Source organism: Nocardioides alcanivorans (assembly GCF_021555175.1).
In the GTDB taxonomy this organism is placed as follows: Bacteria; Actinomycetota; Actinomycetes; order Propionibacteriales; family Nocardioidaceae; genus Nocardioides; species Nocardioides alcanivorans.
The window spans coordinates 74,549-95,004 of the sequence record NZ_JAKGRW010000057.1 but is presented as its reverse complement, the minus strand read 5'-3'; the positions used below and the strand labels follow the sequence as shown (position 1 = coordinate 95,004).

Sequence of the window (20,456 nt, the reverse complement as noted above, 5' to 3'; positions counted from 1 at the left end):
TCGTCGTTCACCAAAGGAGCCAGCCGTGCCCGTCACATCTGCCAAGGTCAAGGAATTCCTCAACTCCCCGATCCGCATGCTCATCGACGGCGAATGGGTCGCCGCTCGATCGGGACAGACGTTCGACACCCACAACCCGGCAACTGGGGAGGTGCTGGCTGCCGTCCCCTTCGGAAGCGGGGAGGACATCGACCTCGCGGTCGCTGCCGCCAGGCGCGTCTTCGATGCCGGTGACTGGAGTGCCATGCGCCCGAACCAGCGGGAGAAGCTCATCTGGCGCATCGCCGATCTCATGGACACCTATGCCGAGGATCTGGGCGAGCTCGAGTCCTTGGACAACGGCAAGTCCGTCGGCATCGCCACGGCGGTGGACGTTCGGTTCGCTGCGGAGTGCTTCCGTTACTACGCCGGATGGCCGACGAAGTTGACTGGAACCACGAACAGCCCCTCGATGCTGCTCGCGGACCCGAGTCAGGAGTTCCACGCCTACACGCGCCGGGAGCCAGTCGGTGTCTGCGGCCAGATCATTCCGTGGAACTTCCCCATCCTCATGGCCGCGTGGAAGATCGCTCCGGCCCTGGCGACCGGGAACGTGGTCGTCTTGAAGCCTGCCGAGCAGACCCCGTTGTCGGCGCTGTTGCTCGGCGAGATCCTCATGGAGGCCGGAGTGCCCGCGGGAGTGGTCAACATCGTCACCGGTGACGGTGAGGCTGGCGCAGCGCTCTCCAGCCACGACGATGTCGACAAGATTGCCTTCACCGGTTCCACCGAGGTGGGCAAGCTCATCGTCGAGGCCGCGCGGGGCAACTTGAAGAAGGTGTCGCTCGAGTTGGGCGGCAAGTCGCCGAACATCATCTTTGCCGACGCCGACATTCCTGCGGCTGTTGCCGGCACCATCATGGGGTTCACGTTCAACTCCGGGCAGGCTTGTGAGGCTGGCACGCGGGTCTACGTCCACGCCGACGTCTACGACGAGTTCTCCCAAGCCCTCGCCGAGGCCGTTGCGCTGCTCAAGGTGGGGCCGGGCTCCGATCCCGAGTCGGCGATCACGCCGCTGGTCTCCCTGGAGCAGCTCGACCGGGTCACGGGATACCTGGAGGCGGGCAAGGCAGCCGGGGCACGCGCCCTCGTCGGTGGTGAACGCGTCGGTGGGTCCGGCTACTACGTGGAGCCCACCGTGTTCGTCGACGCGACGCCGGACATGTCGATCGTGCGCGAGGAGATCTTCGGTCCAGTCGCGGTCGTGCTGCCGTTCACCGATGAGGACGACGTGATCGATGCCGCCAACGACACCGTGTACGGTCTGGCAGCCGGTCTGTGGACGAAGGACCTGAGCCGAGCGCACCGCGTGGCCGCACGCCTCAAGGCCGGCCAGGTGTGGATCAACACCTACCACGCGTTCGACGCCGGCCTGCCCTTCGGCGGGTACGGCCAGTCGGGCTGGGGCCGCGAACTGGGCGCCGAGGCGATCGAGCTCTACACCCAGGTCAAGGCCGTCAACATCGCCCTCTGAGCAGACGGCGGCGCGAAGGGGGCACCGGCCCGGCCGCAGCCGGGCCGATGCCCGCTCCAGCGCTCACTCGCGGACCCGGCACGTGCTGGGCCCAAACCACTGATGTCAGGAGGCAATCATGTCCGACGCCCTGGATTCCACCCTCTCCCACACTCGGGGCGAGGCCGACCCTCCGCTGATCGAGACGACGATCGGCGACAATCTCGACGCAACGGTCGCCCGTTTCGGCGACCGGGAGGCGCTGATCGATGTCGGGCAGGGCAAGCGGTGGACATATGCACAACTGCTGGCTGACGTGGACCGGCTGGCGCGAGCACTCCTCGCCGCGGGGGTGAAGAAGGGCGAGCGAGTTGGCATCTGGGCCCCGAATCGCAGCGAGTGGGTGCTCGTGCAGTTCGCCACGGCGAAGGTCGGCGCCATTCTGGTCACCATCAACCCGGCGTACCGCGCGCACGAGCTGAAGTACGTGCTCAACCAAGCAGGCATCTCGCGACTGTTCGCGGTGGAAGCGTTCAAGGCAAGCAACTACCGCTCGATGGTCGAGGAGGTGCGTGGCGACTGTCCCGCGTTGACCGAGGCGACCTACTTCGGCACGCCCGAGTGGGACGCCGTCCTGGAGCGGGCCGAGGAGGTCAGCGCCGAGGAGCTCGCGATGGCGCAGAGGGACCTCGACAGAAATGACCCGATCAACATCCAGTACACATCGGGCACCACGGGATTCCCCAAAGGCGCAACACTTTCGCACCGCAACATCCTCAACAACGGATTCTTCGTCGGGCAACTGTGCCGCTACACAGAGGCCGATCGCGTGTGCATCCCGGTGCCCTTCTATCACTGCTTCGGGATGGTGATGGGCAACCTCGCGTGCACCTCGTCAGGTGCCTGCATGGTGATCCCGGCCCCCGGGTTCGATCCGGCGCTCACCCTGCAGGCCGTCCAGGACGAGAAGTGCACCAGCCTCTACGGCGTACCCACCATGTTCATCGCGGAGTGGGCGCTGCCGAACTTCACGGACTACGACCTGTCAAGCCTGCGCACGGGAATCATGGCCGGATCTCCCTGTCCCGCCGAGCAGTTGAAGAAGCTGATTGCAGCGGGCATCGAGGAGGTCACCATCTGTTATGGCATGACGGAGACGTCACCGGTGTCGACGCAGACTCGCACCGATGAGACGTTCGAACGCAAGGTCGGCACGGTGGGACGCGTCGGGCCCCACCTGGAGATCAAGATCGTCGACCCCGTCACCGGGGAGACCCAGCCGCGCGGAGAGCCGGGAGAACTGATGACAAGGGGCTACTCGGTGATGCTTGGCTATTGGGCGCAACCCGACCTGACCGCCGAGGCGATTGAGGATGGGTGGATGCGAACCGGCGACATCGGCGTGATGGACGAATCCGGGTACGTGCGGATCAGCGGGCGGATCAAGGACATGGTGATCCGCGGCGGCGAGAACATCTATCCCCGTGAGGTCGAGGAGTTCCTCTATACGCACCCCGACATCCTCGACGCGCAGGTGATCGGCGTGCCGGACCCCAAGTATGGGGAGGAGTTGTGCGCCTGGATCCGGCTGCGCGTCGGCTCCGAAGCGATCACCGCCGACTCGCTCAGGCAGTTCTGCGCCGGAAAGCTCGCGCACTACAAGGTGCCTCGCTATGTCGAGATCGTTGACGACTACCCGATGACGGTCACCGGGAAGGTGCGCAAGGCAGAGATGCGGGAGCAAACAGCCGCGAAGCTCGGACTGGTCCAGTAGCGCGCGCCTGACACGACCGCAGCGCTGCCCCTGACGGGTCGTCACGGACGGTCGTCGGCGATCATTCGGTTGAGGGCGGCAGGCACGTCGAGGACCGACCCGATGGCTGCCACCCGGGCGCCTGCGTCCCGGGCCAAGCGCCGCGCTTCATCGTCATCGTCAGCTGGCGCCAGGATCACGAGCTCGTCGATGGCCCGGGCCGCCGGGGTGGCGTCGATCTCGTCGGTGACCCGACAGTCCGAGAGAAGCAGGACGACGCGGCGCCGGGCCCGGGCGCCGGCCAACTGGACCTTGGCCTCGCGCAGTGCCCCGGCGAGCCCGGTCGTGCCATGGCCACGCAGCGACAGGATCCGTTCGATGGTCCGCGTGGTCGCGGGCGCGTCGGAGAGCCGCTTGAGCGGCGTGGTGGTGGCGGCAAACGCAAGCACCGTGTGTTCCTCGGGCGCGAACGTCAGGCACGCCGCGCCGGCGACTGCGGCGGTGGTCAGCTGCGCACCATTCATGGATCCGGACTGGTCGATGACCAGGCACAGGGCCAACTCCGGCCGGGCCCAGTCGGCGGCGGACATCTCCTCAAGGGACGGCATCCGGGCCTCGGCGCGAGCTCCGACGATCGCGTCCATCGACTTGTCGAGGTCAAGGTCGCCCCCGCGGTGTGCCGGTACGGTCCGGCGCTTCGAGACACCGCGGCTGCGAGGAATGCCGCGTCGGGTCTGGTCGAGGATCAGTCGCGGCGCGAGTCGCCGTACGGCGTCCCTGAGGTGCTCGTCGGTCGCGTGTGACATCTCCACGAGCAGCGTCAGGGTGTCGTCAGGGTCGCTGCGGAGGGCGTCGTCGAGTGCTTCGAGGTCGAGCTCGCCCACCTCGGGGAGAGCTCGGCGAACTTCGGGTTCTTGGCCAGCTCAGCGCGCCCTGTGGTGCGTGGCGCCGACCGGCGCTGGCGCGACTCAGGTTTGCTGGGTGGGGGTGTTGAGCCCGCCCCGGGAGGCGGGCTCAGGGTTCCCCCGGCGACCCCTCGGGATCGGAATCGGAGTGGTCCTCCGGAGCGACCGGTTCAGCACCGAAGACGTCGACGTAGAGGTCGGTGATCACCTGCTCAGGGGTGCGGTCGCACGCGTCCTGGAGACGAATCCGTCCCGAGAGTGACACCCTGGCCGCTGCGAGTCCGACATGCCAGTCGTCGGTCGGCGTACTCCGCATCCTGGCCAGCTCGACCGCGAGTCGGGCGACGTCGATGGCGCCTCGCACCGACGATCCGAAGCGGATGTCCTCATGCTCGCGTGTGCTCCGGACGAGCTCGACGACCTTGGCGCGCCACTGCGGGTCGAGCCCGTCCGTGCGCAGGTCGACGATCGCCTGCTCGGCCTCTGCGCTCTGGTAGTCCATCGAGATCCGGCAGGTGCGGTCGTACAACGCGCCCGACACCCGCGCGGTGCCGACCGCGTCGAAGGGGTTCATCGCGGCGACCAAGGCGAATCCCGCAGCGGCCGCGACTCGACCGAGGCGGGGCACGTTGATCTCGAGCTCGGACATTGCGGTCAACAGGACGTTGAGGGTCTCCTCGGGGATCCGGTTGAGCTCCTCGACATAGAGGAGTCCGCCGGTGCGAAGCGCCTCCAGCAGCGGACCGTCCTCGAAGATCTCCGGAACGTAGCCCTTGCTGAGCACGAGGGCCGGGTCGAAGTGGCCGATGAGACGCGAAGGTGTGAGCTCCGCGTTGCCCTCGACCATCACGAACGGGATGTGTCGAGCCGACGCGACGCGGCGTAGCAACGTCGACTTGCCGGTGCCGGGCGGACCCTCGAGCAGCACATGGGCGCCGCTGAGCAGCGCTGCCTCAAGGAGCTCTGCCTCGGCGGCACGTTGGATGACCTCCGTCGGACCGCCTCGGCTGGCCGGTCCGACGGAGGACGCCTGTGTCACGATTCCGACGCCGTCAGTCGTGGCTGTGGATGACGACGCCACGGACGTTCTTGCCAGCGAGCAGGTCGTCGTACCCCTCGTTGACCTGATCGAGCGTGTAGGTCCTGGTGATGATCTCGTCGAGCTTGATGTCGCCGCTCTGGTAGAGCCCGAGGATTCGCGGAATGTCGACCGTCGGGTTGCAGTCGCCGAAGAGGCTGCCCTTCAGGGACTTGCGGAAGAGGGTCATGATCGAGCCCGGCAGCTCGATGTTCTGCTCCTCGAGCTTGTTGAGGCCGGTGAGCACCACGACGCCGCCCTTGCCGACCGCGTTGAAGCCGCCGGCGACGATCTCGGAGGTCATCAGGCCCGGGGTCAGGATCGCCGAATCGGCCATCTGCCCGCGGGTCATGTCGGTGAGCGTCTCCATGGCCTCGTCGGTACTGGCGAAGCTGTGCGTCGCGCCCAGTTCCATCGCCTTCTCCCGCTTGTTCTCCAGCGGGTCGATCGCGATGATGTTCTTCGCGCCGGCCAGCCGGGCACCCTGCACGGCGTTGATGCCGATGCCGCCGACGCCGACGACCATCACGGTCTCGCCGGCCTTCACGTTCGCGGTGTTCACCGCAGCCCCCAGCCAGTGGGGACGCCGCAGCCGACGAGCACGGCCTTCTCGAGGGGCAGGTCGTCGTCGACCTTGACGCAGGAGTTCTGGTGGATGACGCCGTACTGGCTGAACGTCCCGAGCATGCACATTGCGCCGTAGTCGCCGAGGGGACCGGTGATCGGGAACCGCTCGCCGGGCAGGTAGCCCTCGAGGATCGTCGCACCCATGTCGCAGATCGACTGCTGGCCGTTGGCGCAGTAGCGACAGGAGCCGCAGTTGGGGATGAAGGAGCAGACCACGTGGTCACCGACCTTGACGCGCGTGACGCCGGGGCCGACCTCCTGGATGATTCCCGCGCCTTCGTGCCCGAGCACCATGGGCAGCCGTGCCTCGAGGTCGCCGTGCGCGATGTGTACGTCGGAGTGACACAGGCCGGCGTGGGTGTATTGGATCAGCACCTCTCCCTCGCGAGGCTTGTCGAGGGTGAGTTCTTGAATCTCGATCGGCTTGCCGGTCTCGACGACTACTGCTGCCTGGGTCTTCATGGGGTCTCCTCGGGCTTGGGTCCCTTCAGCGTGGCACCGGTCACCAGAGGCAGCTGTTCAAGAACTGGACAAACAATTCTCGGGCGTGGGTGCATCATTGTTTGTGACGGCGGACACATCGGATCTCGAAGGAAACCCATGGCGCAGCGGGCGAGGAAGTACGACGAGGCCCCCGGTGCGCGCCCGGACATCGCTGCTTCTTGGCGCCGGGCGAGCTTGGCCGGCGTCGAGCACAGCGACGCCTTCGAGCGACTGGTCCCGACGGACATCGACCACAGCGGATCGCTCTTGGTGGGCGCGGGGCCGGTTCTCGACCAGTTGGAGGCGAGCCTTGCCGGCACCGGCTTCTCGACGATCCTGGGAGACCGCGAGTGCCGCATCGTCAGGCGTTGGGACGACGACCCACAGACACGCGAGCGTCTCAACGAGCTCAACATCCGTGAAGGCGCCAGCATGCTCGAGGAGACCATCGGCACCAATGGACTCGGCACCGTCTTCGAGACGCGTCACCCCGTCCTGATCCACGGGGCGGAACACTTCCTGGAGTCCTTGCGGCACTTCAGCTGCTACGGGCACCCGATCCGACACCCGCTCACGCGCCGGATCGAGGGGGTCCTCGACATCTCGGCGCTGGTCGACACGGCGAGCCCGCTGCTCCCGCCGCTGATCGCCCGGGCCGTGCATGACATCGAGCAGCGTCTCCTCGACGGCAGCCGGATCTCCGAGAAGAGCCTGCTGGCCGCCTTCCAGGAGGCGTCGGGGCGCACCAAGCACGCCGTCCTGGCCATCGGCGAGGACATCGTGATGAGCAACCAGACCGCCTCGGACATGCTCAGTTCGTCCGACATCGCGCTTCTCCGCGTGCTCGGTGAAGACCCTCCGAGCAGGGCTGACCGGGGTCTGCGGCTGACCCTCGAGACCGGACGGGCCGCGGACGTCACCGTCACGCGGGTGCCGGGCGCACGGCGCGGCGTCCTGCTTCGAGTGGTTGAGCGGGCCTCCGGGCCGCACCTCACTCCGACGATGATTCCGGTCAAGGTGCCGGAGAGTGCGTCCGCTCCGACCCTGGTGTGCGGGCCGTCCGGCACCGGGCGATCGACCCGTGCGCGGGAGCTCGGAGCCCTGCCCGCCAAGGTGCTCCACGCCGCGACGGCACTGCTCGAGGGAAAGGCTGTCTGGGCACAGGAGTTCGAGGCTGCGATGCGCCGTTCAGGTGGTTGTGTGGTGGTCGAAGGCATTGACTTGCTGTCGGATGAGCTGCTCGATCTCGTCATCGACAGGGTCGACCGGCGATCGCGACCTCAGCTGATCTTCACCTCGGGCCCGGTCGAGACACTCACCGGCAGGGCCGCCAACCTGGCCGGCACCGCGATCGTTCGCGACGAACTGACGACTCTGGCATCACGGCGCTCCGAGATCCCGAACCTGGCGGTCTCGATGCTCGCCGAGGTCGCGGCGAACGATTCCGTGCACCTGACGCCCGGTGTCATTCGCGCTCTCACGGCGCATGACTGGCCGGGCAACCTGCGTGAGCTCAAGGCCGTCATCACGTTCGCGGCCGGTCGCCGTTCGTGGGGCGGAATCGCCCTGAGCGACCTGCCCGAACAGTACCGGGTCGCCAGTCCCGTTCACTCGCTCACCACTCGGGAACGGGCCGAGCGTGATGCCATCGTGGCCGCGCTCCGCGCCTTCGACGGCAACAAGGTGCAGGCGGCGCGCGAGCTCGGCATGTCGCGTACGACGCTCTACACGCGGATCCGACAGCTCCGCATCGCCAACTGCTGACTTGCGGCGGTCTGGACCAGCAAGGCGCGTCACGCCGCTTTCTGGAGGATCGACATAACCTGCCCTCCGCCGAATCGTTGGCTGGGCAGGGAAATGGCGCCGGAGAAAACCTCCCTCCCTCCCTTCTCCGGCGTTGGGGTGTCCGCCCTCCCGCGTTCGGCACCGCATGGGGCGCGCCGAACGAGGCGGACACCCTCACCCATTCCCGACCTGGCCGTCTTCTGCCATGCTCGGTCGCATGGACAGCCAGAACGAGAAGTTCGAGCCGGTCGACGAAACCTGGCAGACGGCGCTCTGCGTGGTCGCCCATCCTGATGACATGGAGTTCGGCGCTGCCGCCGCGGTGGCCCGGTGGACAGGACAGGGAAAGAGCGTCATCTACTGCATGGTGACCAGCGGTGAGGCCGGCATCGACGGCATGCACCCGGGGAGTGCCGAAGCGTCCGCGAGGCCGAGCAGATCGAATCCGGACGCATCGTCGGGGTCGACGTGGTCGACTTCCTCGGCCAGCCGGACGGCATCCTCGAGCCGACAGTGGCACTGCGTCGCCTCATAGCCGAAGAGGTCCGGCGCCACCGTCCCGACATCGTCATCACCAACAACTTCCGCGAGACCTGGGGCGGACGCAACCTCAATCAGGCTGACCACATCGCCGTCGGGCGAGCGACGGTCGACGCCGTGCGCGATGCGGGCAACCGGTGGATCTTCCCGGAGCAGCTGACGGAGGGCCTCGAGCCGTGGGGCGGCGTACGCGAGGTGTGGGCTGCCGCATCACCCTTGTCGACTCACGCCGTCGACATCACCGAGACCTTCGACGCCGGTGTGGCCTCGTTGACAGCCCATCGCGCCTACATCGACGGCCTCGGCTGGGAGAACTGGGACCCTGAGGAGTTCCTCGCGGGAGGCGCCCGGCAGACGGGCGTCCGCCTCGGCACGAAGTTCGCGACGTCGTTCGAGGTCTTCCCCATGGGCTGGGGCGAGTGAGCCGGATCCGGGTTGGATAGGGTTCTGCTGGTCAAGGGCCGGTAGCTCAGTTGGTCAGAGCAGGAGACTCATAATCTTCCACTAGGTCCCAGAATCGACGCTCAGGCTAGATGAATCGTCAGCCTATACGTAAGCCAAACGATGAGGCAAGATCCCGGGGGTCGCAGAGGGCCTACAGGGGGTCGCCGTTAGCATTCTGCCCCGAGGGCCGTTAGCTCAGCCGGTTAGAGCAAGGGACTCATAACCCCTTAGTCGTGGGTTCAAGTCCCACACGGCCTACCAAGTTTCACCTCGCCCGCACTGCCCGCCGCCCATCCCGCACCCTCCTCAACCGCCTGACCAGCATCGGCTCCTCGGCTTCCACGTCTGCCCTCTCGATGAGCGCTGCCACCACCTGCGCATGTCGGACCGCTGACCAGCCGAGCACCTCGAGGATGTGCGCGGCCTTGGCGCCTTGGTAGCGCCAGTATTGGCCTGCGATCTCCAGTGCGGTGCGTTCCTCGTCGGTCATGGGCGCAGTGTGCACAGGGGTCCCGACACTCGAACACATGTTCTAATTGAGCATGCCCCTCGACTCCACCACGCCGCTGTCGTCGTGGCCCGGTCGCCTGACTGAGCCGCGGCACGTGTGGGTGGATGTCACGGGCGGGAGCCTGCCGGCGCGCCCTGGTCTGGTCGTGATGTGGCGGCGGATGCCGGGTCCGCGGGGTGGCTGGCAGGCGTGGGTGATCTCGGTGTCTCGGGGCGCGGTGGAGCAGGGGTGGCAGCACGGGTATCACGTGCGGCCCTGGGCAGGTGAGGAGTCGGCGGTGCACGTGCATGTCAGGGGTGGCACGAGTGAGCGCGATGGTGGACTGGGGCTGCTGGTGGACTGGCGGCCGGTCAATCGAGTGGAGGGGTCGCGGGAGTGCTTGGTGGTGTGGGCGTGCTGGCAGCCGGTGAGTGAGTATCTGGGGGTGCGGGTGGAGTGGGTGGCGGGGGATCGGGTGCGGGCGCTCTAGACCTTGGGACGGCGCGGGCTCTCGTCCTCCCAGTGCCCACAGAGGAGGTCGTCGGTGGTGACCCCCATTCTCTCGGCGAGCCGCTCGATCGTCTGGAGTGTGAGGTTGCGGGTGCCGCGTTCGATGTGCCCGATGAGGCTGAAGTGCACGCCGAGATGCTTGGCGTACTTGTCCTGTGAGAGTCCGGTGGCGTGGCGGATGGCGCGGAAGCGGGCGCCGATCTGGATGGTGAGAGGGCTGGGGTCCGGGCTCATGGGGTGCAGGGTGCCTGTCGTCGTGGGCGTGGGCAAGGGGTGACGCTGGATCGCGGTGGATCTTGTCATGTGGGTGACAAGTTTCCGAACCACAGAAGCGTAGACATGTTGACACATCGGGTCTCTCGACCGTATACTTGTAATCACAACAGCAGAGAGGAGGTGGTGGGGCTGAAAGTCTCCACATCGGAAGTGCTCGCGGCGATCATGATCGTCCTGCAGATCATCCAGATCAGACAGGCCCGCAAGAAGCGGGGGCGGCACCGCCGAGAATGAGGAAAGGCCCCGGAGAAGCCGATAACTACTCCGGGGCCGGACCCCATTGTGACACCTCCGACGAAGACAGGAGACGCACATGTTGCACAGACTGATGGTGGACCGAGGCGTTCAGGCGTCGGTCGTGGCTGGCGGCGTGCTCGCCGTGCTGGCGTCGACGGCCGGGCTGCCCTGGCCACTATGGGCAGCTTGGGCGCTCGCGACAGGGTGGGCTGTCGTCGAGGCGCAGCGGGCGCAGTCGTGAGCGAAGCCGACATCCGCACTCGCCTCGAGGCGGCTGGTGCCCGGTACGCCGAGGCGGACCGGGCGCGCGAGGATGCGCTCGCTGAGCTTGCCGCGGTGATGCAGAGCGCCCGCGACGAGGTGCCCATTGCGCAGATGGCACGACTCGGCAACGTGTCGCGGGTGACGGTCTACCGCCTCCTCGAGAAATGACGAGAGCCCCCGCCGCCACGAGGGCGACGGGGGCCGTGAGGCGCGGCGGGGTTACGTGTTGAGTGCCTGCACCGCGCTGAGGATCTGCGCGTCGCTGATGACGTTGGCGCGGAGTCCGGGCATGTCGATGTGGCTGGCGATCGCGGAGGCGTAGGCGTCTGCCCAGCCGGGCTGCGCGGCGAACTCCCATCGGCGGTCGTCGACCCATGCCTCAGGCTGGGTGATGCCCTCCAGTGCGGCGGCTGCGACGAGTCGCTCGCGGAGGTTGCCGTCGTGGGCGAGTGTGGAGACGTGCTCGTAGGCCATCAGCCGTCTCCGTCCTGAGACAGCGTCTTCGCGGGCCGGTACACCGTGGCGACACCGGTGCCGAGGATCGCGGCGACGAGAGACACCCACAGCGGGATCATCTCGTCGGCGATCAGGCCGTAACCGCCGAGCAGGGCCACGGCAGCGAGGGCCACCGGGTACAGCCGGTCGCGGACGGCGGGGGAGATGGTGGGCTTCGACATCACGCCTCCTCCTCAGTGAGCGCGGCCTCGATCGCAGCCACGTCGACGCTCGTGCCCTTGAGCAGCGCCATCACCTTCTGGTGTCGCTTCTTATCCCGCGCCTTCTCCCGCTGATCCCGCGCCTTCTCGCGGTCGAAGTGCTTCTTGATCTCCTCGCGCACCACGGTGCGCAACTCTTCCTTGGTCGCCATCTCGAACCACTCCTTCTCTTGCGGGGGCCAGCCCCAGGTCTGTGTGCTGTCGTAGCCAGACGTCCCGACCGAGACGTGGCAGTGCTTGGTGTGGCCATTGCTGCCCGAGTAGGGGCGCCAGCCCTCGCGGAGACGGGCGGTAGAGATGATCAGCCAGTCCCAGATCACGTAGGCCCCGGTGCCGAGCGCGGGGTGCTTGCCGAGCAGTGAGGCGACGTGCTCGGCGAAGGCGTCGGCGTCGAAGCCGCCCGCGGGATCGTGGGTGAAGTCCCGGGCGCGGACGACGCCGGTGCCGCTGGCGTCCTTGATCCACGGGTTGTGGTCGGAGTCGCGGGTCGCGTGGGCCGCGTCCCCGATCCCGCCGTCACTCGCCTTGGATCGCTTGGGGGCGGCGGCGTTCACCTCGGCCAGCGCGGTGTCGAGGCTGCGCGCCATTCGCCAACTCACGACTCGTCTCCGTATCCGCACTCGTTGCAGTCCCCGTCGAACCCGGGGGCGCGGCAGTAGGGGCAGTGCTTCATGACTCCACCCGCTCGTACGTCGCCTCGAAGATGTCGGGCTTGCAGGGGTAGAACTCGCCCTTCACGCCGCGGATGATCCAGTCGCCCCCGTGGTACGTCTCGGCGCGCATGACTCCTTCGAGGGTCGGGATGTCGAGCGCGGTGTACACGTCAGTCGGGTCGCTCGGCTTGGCCTCGCTGACGACGCGGCCGCCACACCATGCGGCGACCTCCTGGACGTTCTCCGGGGTGACGCGCGTGGCTTCGATCTCGACGGGCTTCTTGCGGAATTTCACGGGGTCCTCCTGAGGATCACGTCGGCGGCGAGGGTGAGGTACCAGCGCCGGGTGTCGGGGTCGGTACGCCAGAGCACGTAGGCGCCAGCGAGGGCGAGTGCTGCGGCGAGGGTGGTCACCAGACCACCCGGATCGGCCGATGATCTGACGCGGCAGTGCGCGGCTCGGGTCGTACGACGGACGGTTCCGAGCAGGCGCCCCAGTCGATGACGCGGCGGCCGTGGGTGCCGGGGAAGTCCGCCCATGGACGGTCGGGCTTGGCGAGGGTGACCGTGTCGCCGAGGAGCGACTGGAGGTAGTCGCGCTGCACCTTGCTGCGCAGGTTGATGTTCCAGTCGGCCGTCACGACCAGCACGGCGTTGGGGCGACGGCGCCGCTCCTCCTCGATCACCCGACGCAGCCCGCGCGCAGCCTCCACCCACGCCGCACCCTGCTTGTCCAGCGTCACCGGCATCCGGCGCGCCAGTCGTGCCACCTGGCCCTCGACAGACGCGGGGAGGTGCGCGGTGATGACCGTCAGCGGATAGCCGTCCGAGCGCCTGCGCATCCGGGCCACGAGCACCCAGCAGCGACGACCGAGACGGTAGGACTTGGACACGAGGACCACGCGGGCAGACAGCCGCTTCCACCTCTTGCGGCGGTGCTCGATCGTGCAGTCACCGCGCGCCGCCTTGCCCGGTCGGCGGAGGGCGGCGAACGCTCGGGTGCGGAAGACGGTGGCCGTGGTCGACTCGGTGCGGGAGATCAGTGACGACCGGCCGCGCTGAGCCTTCGCAGTCTTGCGGCGGATCCGCACCTTGCGGTCGTAGCGGCCGGATGCGTGGATGAGCCTCATGGCAGCAGCGCCCGGCACGCGGCACTGATCTTGCCGTCCGCGCCGACGTAGACACGGAAGACGAACTGCCCTTCGGGACACTCGGCAGAGGACGGAGCAAGGACGTCGCCCGGCTCACCAGCTGGACCCTGAGGCCCGGCGGGGCCGATGGGACCGACCTCACCTCGAGGTCCAACCTCCCCGCGCTCGCCCTGTGGTCCGGCCGGACCCTGCGATCCAGTCGGCCCGGTGTCGCCCGTCGCGCCGGTGCTGCCGTCCTGTCCGCTGGTGCCGTTGGTGCCGTCGTCGCCCTTAGTTCCCTTCGGCCCGCGTGCCCCCTGAGGCCCCTGCGGACCCATCGGCCCGCGGGGGCCCTGCATCAGGTTCGGCCGGTCGATACCCGCAGGGAGGTCATCGGCCTTCACGGGCTGCTTCCCGGCTCGGCGCAGTCGACGGTTTGCCTCGTCGACGAGCTCGCGCAGTTCCGCCACCTCGGCACCACGTGCCTCGGAACGCTCCTGCGCCTTGTCTAACCGGTCGCGATTCGTCTCGCCCTGGGCCAGTGCATACGCCAGCCCGACACCGACCAGGGCCAGCGTCAGCACGACGAGGGACCACTTGACGACTTGCCTCATGACTCGCCTCGCATGTTCATCAGCAGCGTGGCGACGAAGAGCGCGATCGGCAGGATGATCGACGCGGCCACCCACCGGAGATTGGTGGTCAGCTTGTCCAGCGTCGCCTGCTGCGCCTTGTCGCCCTCCTTGCGCTCAGACCGTTCGGTCTCCTGCGCTGCGACCCGTGCTGCTCGCTCCCCAGCGATGTCATCAGCAAGGTCTTTCAGCCGGTCATCCACACGCCGCTGCTCGGCGTTGAACGCGTCGGTAGACACCAGTCGGTCGAGCCGTTGGTTGAGTTGCGCGAGGCCGGTGGTGAGGTCCTCGCCCATCTTCTTGACTGCGCGGTGGAGCTCCCAGCCGCCGGGCTCGTCTGCCATCAGATAATCCTTTTCACAACCAGTTCGGTCGGAGCGTTGGGCGAGAGGTCGAGGGAGGAGACGGCGTTCTGGTAGGCGAGCAAGCGGAGGTTGGTGCCGGCGGCCAGCTCTTCGGAGGTGGAGCCGTTCAACGCCACGAAGGACGAGACGCCGGGAGCACCCTCGGCGCGGATGAGGGTGGTGGCGTTGCCGATGCCGGGATCGGTGCCAGTCCACATTTCGACGACCATGATCCGGCGACCGCCCGCGTTGCCGGCGAACGACAGGGCGGCGCTGACGTCCCACCAGCCCGCCGTCTGCAGGACCGCTGTCATGCCCGTGCCGAGGGTGACCGACCCCGCGACCATGTACTTCTGGGCGGTGCGGTTGACACGAGTGAAAGTGGCGTTGGGGATCGGCTGTGACCCGCTGTAGTAGAGCTTGGCGCCGCCCAGGATCGTGCCGCCGGCGGGTCCGGTCGGACCTTGGACCCCTTGGTCGCCGCGCGGGATCGTGAAGTTGAACGTGCGAGCCTGCGGGGTGCCACTCTGCGTGACCGATGCGTTCGTACCGGGTGGGCCTGTCGTGGTGGTGCCCACGGCGACCGTGGCTGCGGTGCCAGTCGGGCCTTGGGGTCCCGTGGGCCCTCCCGGACCCGTGAGGCCCTGAGGGCCGGTGGGACCTGCCGGACCCGTGAGGCCCTGAGGGCCGGTGGGACCCGTAGGCCCTGGGGGGCCGGTTGGCCCAGGTGGCCCGGTGGGGCCTTGGGGGCCGGGGGGCCTCCTGCCGTATATGGGTTCGGCCGGTTCCGGTAGGCCATCAGAACACCACCGTTCCGCCGAGCTCCTCGACGATCGCCGTGAAGTCGCTGGCATCGAGGTCGACTGGGTTGATCTGGATCGTGCGCTGCATCGGGCGCCACGACGTCTCCCCGATCGCGATATCGGTCCACGGCGTGCCGGTGCGCGGGTCCTCGCACCCGTGGATGCGGACCGTCGCGTCGGCACGGATGTCGCTCAGGTCGACCGCACGGCCGCCCTGATTGACCACCTGGCCCGGGGAGACCTCGAAGCCGGAGGTGAAGCGAGGCAGGCCGCCTCCGCCGCGGCGCAGGATCTCGTTGGCGATGCCCTGCGCGCGAGCCGCATCCATCACCCCGATGTCTCGGAGGTCGACCAGCCGCTCGCGGCGGCGTGTCCCCGTGGTCGCGATCACCTTCGGCATCGTGAGCGTAGGGGAGATGTACTGCGCGACCACGGTGTCGGCCTCCAATAGCGACGAGGCCGGGAGGTCGACGATGCCGGGCAGCACCCACAGCGAAGGAGCTTCCGGGTCGGTGGTGGAAGTGCGCATCAGGCCATCTGCGCCGACGCCCCAATGGAGGCTGGACTCCAAGCACCACTGGTCGAAGAGGCTCGACAGGGAGTTTGCCTCGAGCGCATCGCCCGGCAGGGAGCCCAGCGCTTCCGTGGTCGAGAAGGCGACCGCGCCCCGACTTTGCGCGGCAGCAAGGGCGACGCCGAGGTTGTTGGTTGGCTCGTCGAGGAAGTCGAGGGCCGCCGCCAACTCTGCCTGGCGGCACAGACCGTCCGCGGTGAACGATCCTGAGTCCCAGTCGGAATCGCCCAGTGTGCCGGTCCAGCACTTTCCGCCGGCGTGCAACTCCACCGGGGCGCTCGGAGGCATCCATGTCGGACGATCCCCGGAGCGCAGATTCATCTGCCACGACAATGAGTAGTTGCCGCCCGCCCGCCGATTGCCCACCTCGATGTCGTCGTAGTGCGCATGCGCGATCACCCAGGTTCCGCCGACCTTCAGCATCGGACGGGCCTGCGGGATCACCCTGCGACCTCGTACGCGTTGTGCAGGAAGCGCGGAAAGTAGGAAGGCGAGACCGCAGCGTTCGGCTGGCCGCAGACCGAGAAGACGTTCATGAATCCGGGCGGCCAGGGGTTGGACTCCCAGACCTTGGCCGCAGCCTCGATCGCGACAGCATCGGACTTGTCCGCCTTCGTGCCGATCATCAGAGACGGGAACGGGTGCTCGATGGTTGGAGCTCCCACGAAGACCTGAGTGTGGGTGCCACCGGGAAGGATCACCGTGGCGCCAGTCGAGGCATTCAGCAGATAGAGGTCATCGAACTGGATCGTCGACGTCTCGAAGTCGCTGAGTACGTCCAGCACGATCACCGACGTGAGTTCCGATCCCTTCGCTGCGCGGGCGGTCGGAAGCATCGCCGAGCCGAGCTCGACCAGCGAATAGCTGGTGCCGATCTTCACCGGCGGCTGCCACTGCTCGACGCCGAAGTCGCCAATGTCGAGACCGGCCGTACCTGCGGTCACCTCGAAGAGGGCTTCGCCGGCGGTGGCGGCCTTCATGCGCGCGAACAGGCGGTACTTGCCCGGAGGCAACTGCTGAATCGGGATGTGGAATGCGAGGGGATTCACGGCGCTCAGCGGCGTCCTGAAACCCGAGGCCGCCGTCGGGTCGGCCGGCGAACTGGGGCCGCTGGCGATCCTTGACCGGCAGGACGGATTGTGCCCAGAGCCGTCGTCGGGCCAGGTGTGCAGCAGTACTTCGCCCAGCGGGTTCTCGTGACGAATGTGCAGGTTGCCGGCAGTGCGCGCGGTTCCGTGGGTCGGGAACTTCTGGAAGAGCTGTCGCGACGTGCCAGCGAAGAGGGCAGGGTCATTGGAGCGGACCAGGCCCGAGATGCGCAGCATGGACGGGGCAGACTCTGCTGACGAACCGAGCGCGAACTGAATGGCGGGAGTTGTCGCCGGCACGGCGAGCGCATAGATCCGACGCCAGCGGGTTGCGCCGATCGCGATCGGGTCTCCGACCGGGGTCAGCTGTTCGCCCGGAGTAGCCACCCGCAGTCCGTGCGCATGCTCGGCCGGGCAGGAGTAGTCCACATGAAGATAGGGCGTGCCGATGAAGCTCACCGACGCAGTCCGGGTCAGGACGATCGGACCGACCCCCGATGACACGGCGATCCCCGTGCCGTCGTCCGTGGTCGACACGGACTGACTCGACCCGCCGGCCGTGGCCGTCCACGTGGACGGATCCTGCAGCGTCACGCGGACCGAAGGCACCCCGGAGCCCGCGCCGATCGCCGGGATCACGATCTCCTCGACGGAGCGCACGTGCGGGTGCGCCTGCATCTCCACCGAGTAGACCCGGATCAGCGCGCCCTCGAACTCGTCGGTGCGGTTGAACTCCAGCTTCGCGCGATACGTCTCCACGGCCCACGGCGTACCGGCGCCGTCGCCCGGATCGAAGGTGATCAGGCTGCGCTGCTTCTCGGCCTCTCGCTCGAGGCGCGCGCCAGCCAACTCCAGGCCAGCCATGTCGGGCTCGTCCAAGATGCCGATCTCGAATGCCAGCGTTCGATTCTCGGTGAAGTCCGAGGTGACCACCGAGCCGTCGAACAGCTCGGATTCGATGATCTCGTACAGGTTCTCGCCGACGCCGAAATTGGAGCCGAAGATCAGCCCAAACGGAACGTCCGTGATCTCCACGTCGCCCCATGTCAGACGGGGCTTGAGGTCGACATGCGTCACTTCTTCTTCGCCTTCTTCCCCTTGCGAGCACCCTTGTTGAGTTCGTTCCCGACCGCCTTGCCGATGCGCTTGTCGAGCTTCTCGACGAGGCTGTTGAGCTTGTCCGCCTTCTTCTCGAGCGACTTCAGCGACGAGCCCACCTGGGTCTGCGCGACGTTCGTCCCGAGCTTCCCGGCGATCGAGTTCATCTCGTTCCAGTCCGACTGCAGGCCCTTAAGCGCGGATGAGTCAGCGCCAGCGAGCCCGAGGATCAGCTGGGTGTTCCCCGACCCCATGAGCGCCGTCAGGAAGTCGCCCTTCAGCCCCTTCTTCAGCAACTTCGGGAACGCCGCCAGAACCGCCTTGTTGCCGGCGAGCTGCGTCCCGACACCGGACAGGAAGTCCTTCAACGACCCCGAGAACAGGTCCGGCGCGAACGCCGACTTCACCTGATCGCGGATCGACTTGAACAGGTCGACCCTCTTCGTCGCCTTGTTCAGCTGCTGCTGCAGCGACTTCAGCATCGACTTCATCGACTTGACCATCGCCGGACCGATCTTCTTGATATCGGTCGTGAAGAACTTCTTGACGCCCTTGGTGATCGAGCTCGTGGTCTTGGTCAACTTCTTGGCCTGAGTGACCATGCCCACCTGAAGGCCCTCGATGACCGACATGCCGATCGGGATGATGAGCTTGGCGGGAGAGTTGATCTTGAAGTCGCCCTTGAAGATCCCCTTGACCTCTCCGGCGACACTTCCGGCGAAGCTGGAGACCTTCCCCCAGCCCGCCTTGATGCCGGACAGCAGGCCGTCCATGATGCCCACGCCGATGTCATAGAGAAGCCGCCCGAGATCTCCAATGACACCCCGGATCCGAGTGCCGAGCCCGCCGACCCACGAGACAAGACCGCCCCACGCCTTCTTCATGCCGCCGAGGAAGCCGTCGATGACGGAGGCGCCAGCCTTGCGCAGCAGGCCGCCAAGCCCACCCAGCGCCCCGAGGATCTGCCCCGGAAGCTGACGGAACCAGCCGAGGATGGCGCTGACTCCGCGCGACACACCATCCTGCATGGCGTCGAGCGCAGAGACGACGGTCTGGAATGCCTTCTTGGCGCCGCTGGCAAACGCCTGAGCAGCAGCGCGAACCTTGGCAAAGACGCCATTGACGATGTTCCTGAACGTCTCCGACCGCTTGTATGCAACGACCAGCCCCACGGCCAGCGCCGCCAGCGCCGCCACGACGAGTCCGATCGGGTTCGCAGTCAGCGCGACATTGAGCGCCACCTGCACGCCGAGCCAGATCTTTTGAACGGCAGCGACTGCAGCGACGGCAAGCGCATACGCCTTGAAGGCAAGGACCCCGGCGCCGAGGGCGGCAGCAAGCGGAACCAGGACGCCTTCGAACTCCACGGCCTTGCTGAAGATCGCCGCGATAGCCGGGACTACCTGCTCTGCGACCACTAGGCCGAGGGCGATCATCGGGGGGCGACGGCCTTGAGTGCCGCTCCCACGTTCTTGGCGACCACCTTGCCGAACGAGATCAGGGCGGGAATCAGGTCGCGGCGAACGGACTCGCCAATTCGCACCAGAGGCGACCAGTCAATCCCCTTGATCACTGCTGTCGCCTGAGCCGCTGCCCGTCGCAGGGAGCCACCGAGTTGCTGGGCCAATGGCGCGACAGCCTTGCCCGCTCGGGTCATCCCATCGCCGAGCAGCTCCCCGGCCCTCGTGGCGAGAGGGCCGAGCTTGTCAAGCGACGTGCCAACTTTGGTGAATAGGGCCGGCATCTTCCCGAACACGCCCTGAAGGACGTTGGCGCCGAGGCGGCCGAGAGCGGCCTGCATATTGGCGAGCGATCCCGAGAAAGTCTTCCCGGACTCCTGGGCAGCGCCACCGAGGCCCTTCTGCATGGCCTTTTGGAAGGTCGCGAAGTCAACCTTGCCCTCCGAGGCCATCTTGCTGGCCTCTTCTGCGGTGACGCCGAGCTGCTTTGCCACCAGTTGCAGCGCCGGAATGCCGGCGTCGTGCAGCTGATTGACCGAGTCCATCTGCAGCTTGTTGGACGCCGCGACCTTGTTGAAGATCGCGCCCATCGAACCCATGTCGGTCCCCGCGATGGTGGCCGCGTCGCCGACGAGGGTCAGGGTGCGCTGCAGTGCCTTGCCCGGCTCAACGCCGGCGGCGACAGCAGAGGCCGCAACCGTGGCCGCCTCATCTAGACCGAACGCCGTGCCCTTCACGGACGCCAGCGCGGAGTTCATGATCTTGTCGACCGACTTCGCCGAGTGGCCAAGACCCGTCAGCTTCGCCTGGGCCTCCTCGATGCCCTTCAGTCGGCCGAAGCCCTTGAAGAGCGCCACGCCAGCGGTCGCGCCGACGGCAGCCATGGCCCCGACTGCGGTCTTCTTCAGTGCCCCCGAGAAGAACTTCCCGACACGGCTGCCGGACTTCTTCATCTCGCCAGAGACTTGAGACTCGGCTTCCTTGCCGAACCCTCGAGCCGAGGGCATGAGCGACACGAATGCCGAGGCGACCTCCGCCATGCGACCTCCTCAGATAGTGGCGCGCGACTCAGAT

25 protein-coding genes, 1 tRNA gene and 1 pseudogene are annotated in these 20,456 nt (G+C 67.2%); 8 read left to right on the top strand and 19 right to left on the bottom strand.

Annotated elements, in window-relative coordinates; all coding sequences use genetic code 11:
- The first annotated feature begins 25 nt into the window (after positions 1–25).
- On the top strand, positions 26–1,513 hold the full coding sequence (locus L1066_RS24930) for an aldehyde dehydrogenase family protein (protein ID WP_235739023.1): 1,488 nt from the start codon (positions 26–28) through the stop codon (positions 1,511–1,513).
- A 118-nt stretch (positions 1,514–1,631) separates the two neighbouring features.
- A complete protein-coding gene (locus L1066_RS24925; RefSeq protein ID WP_235739022.1) occupies positions 1,632–3,266 on the top strand; it encodes an AMP-binding protein in 1,635 nt (544 codons plus the stop codon).
- Between the two features lie 41 nt (positions 3,267–3,307).
- Here L1066_RS24925 and L1066_RS24920 read toward each other — a convergent pair whose 3' ends face one another.
- The 4 genes from L1066_RS24920 to L1066_RS24905 all read right to left on the bottom strand — a co-directional run bounded on the left by L1066_RS24920 (position 3,308) and on the right by L1066_RS24905 (position 6,317).
- Positions 3,308–4,129 (bottom strand): vWA domain-containing protein, encoded by an 822-nt coding sequence (locus tag L1066_RS24920; RefSeq protein ID WP_235739021.1) that lies wholly within the window; start codon positions 4,127–4,129, stop codon positions 3,308–3,310.
- A 130-nt stretch (positions 4,130–4,259) separates the two neighbouring features.
- The gene (locus L1066_RS24915; RefSeq protein WP_235739020.1) at positions 4,260–5,189 is read right to left on the bottom strand and encodes an AAA family ATPase; all 930 of its coding nucleotides are present in this window, start codon (positions 5,187–5,189) and stop codon (positions 4,260–4,262) included.
- Between the two features lie 13 nt (positions 5,190–5,202).
- Complete coding sequence (locus L1066_RS24910) at positions 5,203–5,790, bottom strand: zinc-binding dehydrogenase (protein ID WP_235739019.1); 588 nt, start codon at positions 5,788–5,790, stop codon at positions 5,203–5,205.
- The gene (locus L1066_RS24905) at positions 5,787–6,317 is read right to left on the bottom strand and encodes an alcohol dehydrogenase catalytic domain-containing protein (protein ID WP_235739018.1); all 531 of its coding nucleotides are present in this window, start codon (positions 6,315–6,317) and stop codon (positions 5,787–5,789) included. Before L1066_RS24905 ends, L1066_RS24910 begins: the two co-directional genes overlap by 4 nt.
- Before the next feature lie 138 nt (positions 6,318–6,455).
- On the opposite strand from L1066_RS24905, the gene L1066_RS24900 reads away from it, so the two are divergent.
- The 3 genes and pseudogenes from L1066_RS24900 to L1066_RS24890 all read left to right on the top strand — a co-directional run bounded on the left by L1066_RS24900 (position 6,456) and on the right by L1066_RS24890 (position 9,368).
- On the top strand, positions 6,456–8,102 hold the full coding sequence (locus L1066_RS24900) for a sigma-54-dependent Fis family transcriptional regulator (protein ID WP_235739017.1): 1,647 nt from the start codon (positions 6,456–6,458) through the stop codon (positions 8,100–8,102).
- A 166-nt stretch (positions 8,103–8,268) separates the two neighbouring features.
- Positions 8,269–9,086, top strand: a pseudogene (locus L1066_RS24895) (PIG-L deacetylase family protein).
- Between the two features lie 205 nt (positions 9,087–9,291).
- Positions 9,292–9,368, top strand: a tRNA-Ile gene (locus tag L1066_RS24890).
- A 4-nt stretch (positions 9,369–9,372) separates the two neighbouring features.
- Here L1066_RS24890 and L1066_RS24885 read toward each other — a convergent pair.
- On the bottom strand, positions 9,373–9,597 hold the full coding sequence (locus tag L1066_RS24885) for a DUF3263 domain-containing protein (RefSeq protein WP_235739016.1): 225 nt from the start codon (positions 9,595–9,597) through the stop codon (positions 9,373–9,375).
- 52 nt (positions 9,598–9,649) lie between these two features.
- Between L1066_RS24885 and L1066_RS24880 the strand changes: the two genes are divergently transcribed.
- Positions 9,650–10,087 carry a hypothetical protein gene (locus L1066_RS24880; protein ID WP_235739015.1) on the top strand — a complete coding sequence of 146 codons (438 nt, stop codon included), beginning with the start codon at positions 9,650–9,652 and terminating at the stop codon, positions 10,085–10,087.
- Here L1066_RS24880 and L1066_RS24875 read toward each other — a convergent pair.
- Positions 10,084–10,341, bottom strand: a complete 258-nt coding sequence (locus L1066_RS24875) for a helix-turn-helix domain-containing protein (protein WP_235739014.1) — start codon at positions 10,339–10,341, stop codon at positions 10,084–10,086. The genes L1066_RS24880 and L1066_RS24875 overlap by 4 nt on opposite strands.
- A 355-nt stretch (positions 10,342–10,696) precedes the next feature.
- Here L1066_RS24875 and L1066_RS24870 point away from each other — a divergent pair, with 355 nt between their 5' ends.
- Together L1066_RS24870 and L1066_RS24865 are read left to right on the top strand one after the other, a co-directional pair.
- Positions 10,697–10,861, top strand: a complete 165-nt coding sequence (locus L1066_RS24870) for a hypothetical protein (protein WP_235739013.1) — start codon at positions 10,697–10,699, stop codon at positions 10,859–10,861.
- Positions 10,858–11,052 carry a hypothetical protein gene (locus L1066_RS24865; RefSeq protein WP_235739012.1) on the top strand — a complete coding sequence of 65 codons (195 nt, stop codon included), beginning with the start codon at positions 10,858–10,860 and terminating at the stop codon, positions 11,050–11,052. The genes L1066_RS24870 and L1066_RS24865 overlap by 4 nt, the downstream gene beginning before the upstream one ends.
- A 51-nt stretch (positions 11,053–11,103) precedes the next feature.
- Here L1066_RS24865 and L1066_RS24860 read toward each other — a convergent pair whose 3' ends face one another.
- From L1066_RS24860 to L1066_RS24805, 13 genes are all read right to left on the bottom strand, one after another.
- Positions 11,104–11,358, bottom strand: coding sequence for a hypothetical protein (locus L1066_RS24860; protein WP_235739011.1), 255 nt, complete (start codon positions 11,356–11,358; stop codon positions 11,104–11,106).
- Positions 11,358–11,561 carry a phage holin gene (locus tag L1066_RS24855; RefSeq protein WP_235739010.1) on the bottom strand — a complete coding sequence of 68 codons (204 nt, stop codon included), beginning with the start codon at positions 11,559–11,561 and terminating at the stop codon, positions 11,358–11,360. The genes L1066_RS24860 and L1066_RS24855 overlap by 1 nt, the downstream gene beginning before the upstream one ends.
- The gene (locus L1066_RS24850) at positions 11,561–12,199 is read right to left on the bottom strand and encodes a hypothetical protein (protein ID WP_235739009.1); all 639 of its coding nucleotides are present in this window, start codon (positions 12,197–12,199) and stop codon (positions 11,561–11,563) included. Before L1066_RS24850 ends, L1066_RS24855 begins: the two co-directional genes overlap by 1 nt.
- Positions 12,200–12,269: 70 nt before the next feature.
- On the bottom strand, positions 12,270–12,548 hold the full coding sequence (locus tag L1066_RS24845; protein ID WP_235739008.1) for a hypothetical protein: 279 nt from the start codon (positions 12,546–12,548) through the stop codon (positions 12,270–12,272).
- Positions 12,545–12,667 (bottom strand): hypothetical protein, encoded by a 123-nt coding sequence (locus L1066_RS27310; protein WP_283095613.1) that lies wholly within the window; start codon positions 12,665–12,667, stop codon positions 12,545–12,547. The genes L1066_RS24845 and L1066_RS27310 overlap by 4 nt, the downstream gene beginning before the upstream one ends.
- The gene (locus L1066_RS24840) at positions 12,664–13,383 is read right to left on the bottom strand and encodes a hypothetical protein (RefSeq protein WP_235739007.1); all 720 of its coding nucleotides are present in this window, start codon (positions 13,381–13,383) and stop codon (positions 12,664–12,666) included. The genes L1066_RS27310 and L1066_RS24840 overlap by 4 nt, the downstream gene beginning before the upstream one ends.
- Positions 13,380–13,997 carry a collagen-like domain-containing protein gene (locus L1066_RS27305; protein ID WP_283095612.1) on the bottom strand — a complete coding sequence of 206 codons (618 nt, stop codon included), beginning with the start codon at positions 13,995–13,997 and terminating at the stop codon, positions 13,380–13,382. The genes L1066_RS24840 and L1066_RS27305 overlap by 4 nt, the downstream gene beginning before the upstream one ends.
- Positions 13,994–14,359 carry a hypothetical protein gene (locus L1066_RS24830; RefSeq protein ID WP_235739006.1) on the bottom strand — a complete coding sequence of 122 codons (366 nt, stop codon included), beginning with the start codon at positions 14,357–14,359 and terminating at the stop codon, positions 13,994–13,996. Before L1066_RS24830 ends, L1066_RS27305 begins: the two co-directional genes overlap by 4 nt.
- Entirely contained in the window at positions 14,359–14,937 is a 579-nt protein-coding gene (locus tag L1066_RS26265; protein WP_249225507.1) for a hypothetical protein, read from the bottom strand. Before L1066_RS26265 ends, L1066_RS24830 begins: the two co-directional genes overlap by 1 nt.
- A gap of 220 nt (positions 14,938–15,157) precedes the next feature.
- Positions 15,158–16,180: a hypothetical protein gene (locus tag L1066_RS24820; protein ID WP_235739005.1), complete on the bottom strand. Its 1,023-nt coding sequence runs from the start codon at positions 16,178–16,180 to the stop codon at positions 15,158–15,160.
- On the bottom strand, positions 16,177–17,901 hold the full coding sequence (locus L1066_RS24815) for a hypothetical protein (RefSeq protein ID WP_235739004.1): 1,725 nt from the start codon (positions 17,899–17,901) through the stop codon (positions 16,177–16,179). Before L1066_RS24815 ends, L1066_RS24820 begins: the two co-directional genes overlap by 4 nt.
- Positions 17,898–19,358 (bottom strand): phage tail protein, encoded by a 1,461-nt coding sequence (locus tag L1066_RS24810; protein ID WP_235739003.1) that lies wholly within the window; start codon positions 19,356–19,358, stop codon positions 17,898–17,900. The genes L1066_RS24815 and L1066_RS24810 overlap by 4 nt, the downstream gene beginning before the upstream one ends.
- Positions 19,355–20,422: a tape measure protein gene (locus tag L1066_RS24805; protein WP_235739002.1), complete on the bottom strand. Its 1,068-nt coding sequence runs from the start codon at positions 20,420–20,422 to the stop codon at positions 19,355–19,357. Before L1066_RS24805 ends, L1066_RS24810 begins: the two co-directional genes overlap by 4 nt.
- Between the last annotated feature and the right edge of the window lie 34 nt (positions 20,423–20,456).

Excerpts from the sequence above, each read along its gene's own strand:
- L1066_RS27305 (WP_283095612.1), bottom strand. The coding sequence starts at position 13,997 with ATGAGGCAAGTCGTCAAGTGGTCCCTCGTCGTGCTGACGCTGGCCCTG.
- L1066_RS24880 (WP_235739015.1), top strand. The coding sequence starts at position 9,650 with ATGCCCCTCGACTCCACCACGCCGCTGTCGTCGTGGCCCGGTCGCCTG.
- L1066_RS24840 (WP_235739007.1), bottom strand. The coding sequence starts at position 13,383 with ATGAGGCTCATCCACGCATCCGGCCGCTACGACCGCAAGGTGCGGATC.
- L1066_RS24855 (WP_235739010.1), bottom strand. The coding sequence starts at position 11,561 with ATGTCGAAGCCCACCATCTCCCCCGCCGTCCGCGACCGGCTGTACCCG.
- L1066_RS24875 (WP_235739014.1), bottom strand. The coding sequence starts at position 10,341 with ATGAGCCCGGACCCCAGCCCTCTCACCATCCAGATCGGCGCCCGCTTC.
- L1066_RS24925 (WP_235739022.1), top strand. The coding sequence starts at position 1,632 with ATGTCCGACGCCCTGGATTCCACCCTCTCCCACACTCGGGGCGAGGCC.
- L1066_RS24870 (WP_235739013.1), top strand. The coding sequence starts at position 10,697 with ATGTTGCACAGACTGATGGTGGACCGAGGCGTTCAGGCGTCGGTCGTG.
- L1066_RS24830 (WP_235739006.1), bottom strand. The coding sequence starts at position 14,359 with ATGGCAGACGAGCCCGGCGGCTGGGAGCTCCACCGCGCAGTCAAGAAG.
- L1066_RS24810 (WP_235739003.1), bottom strand. The coding sequence starts at position 19,358 with ATGATCGCCCTCGGCCTAGTGGTCGCAGAGCAGGTAGTCCCGGCTATC.
- L1066_RS24905 (WP_235739018.1), bottom strand. The coding sequence starts at position 6,317 with ATGAAGACCCAGGCAGCAGTAGTCGTCGAGACCGGCAAGCCGATCGAG.
- L1066_RS24885 (WP_235739016.1), bottom strand. The coding sequence starts at position 9,597 with ATGACCGACGAGGAACGCACCGCACTGGAGATCGCAGGCCAATACTGG.
- L1066_RS24805 (WP_235739002.1), bottom strand. The coding sequence starts at position 20,422 with ATGGCGGAGGTCGCCTCGGCATTCGTGTCGCTCATGCCCTCGGCTCGA.
- L1066_RS24900 (WP_235739017.1), top strand. The coding sequence starts at position 6,456 with ATGGCGCAGCGGGCGAGGAAGTACGACGAGGCCCCCGGTGCGCGCCCG.
- L1066_RS24860 (WP_235739011.1), bottom strand. The coding sequence starts at position 11,358 with ATGGCCTACGAGCACGTCTCCACACTCGCCCACGACGGCAACCTCCGC.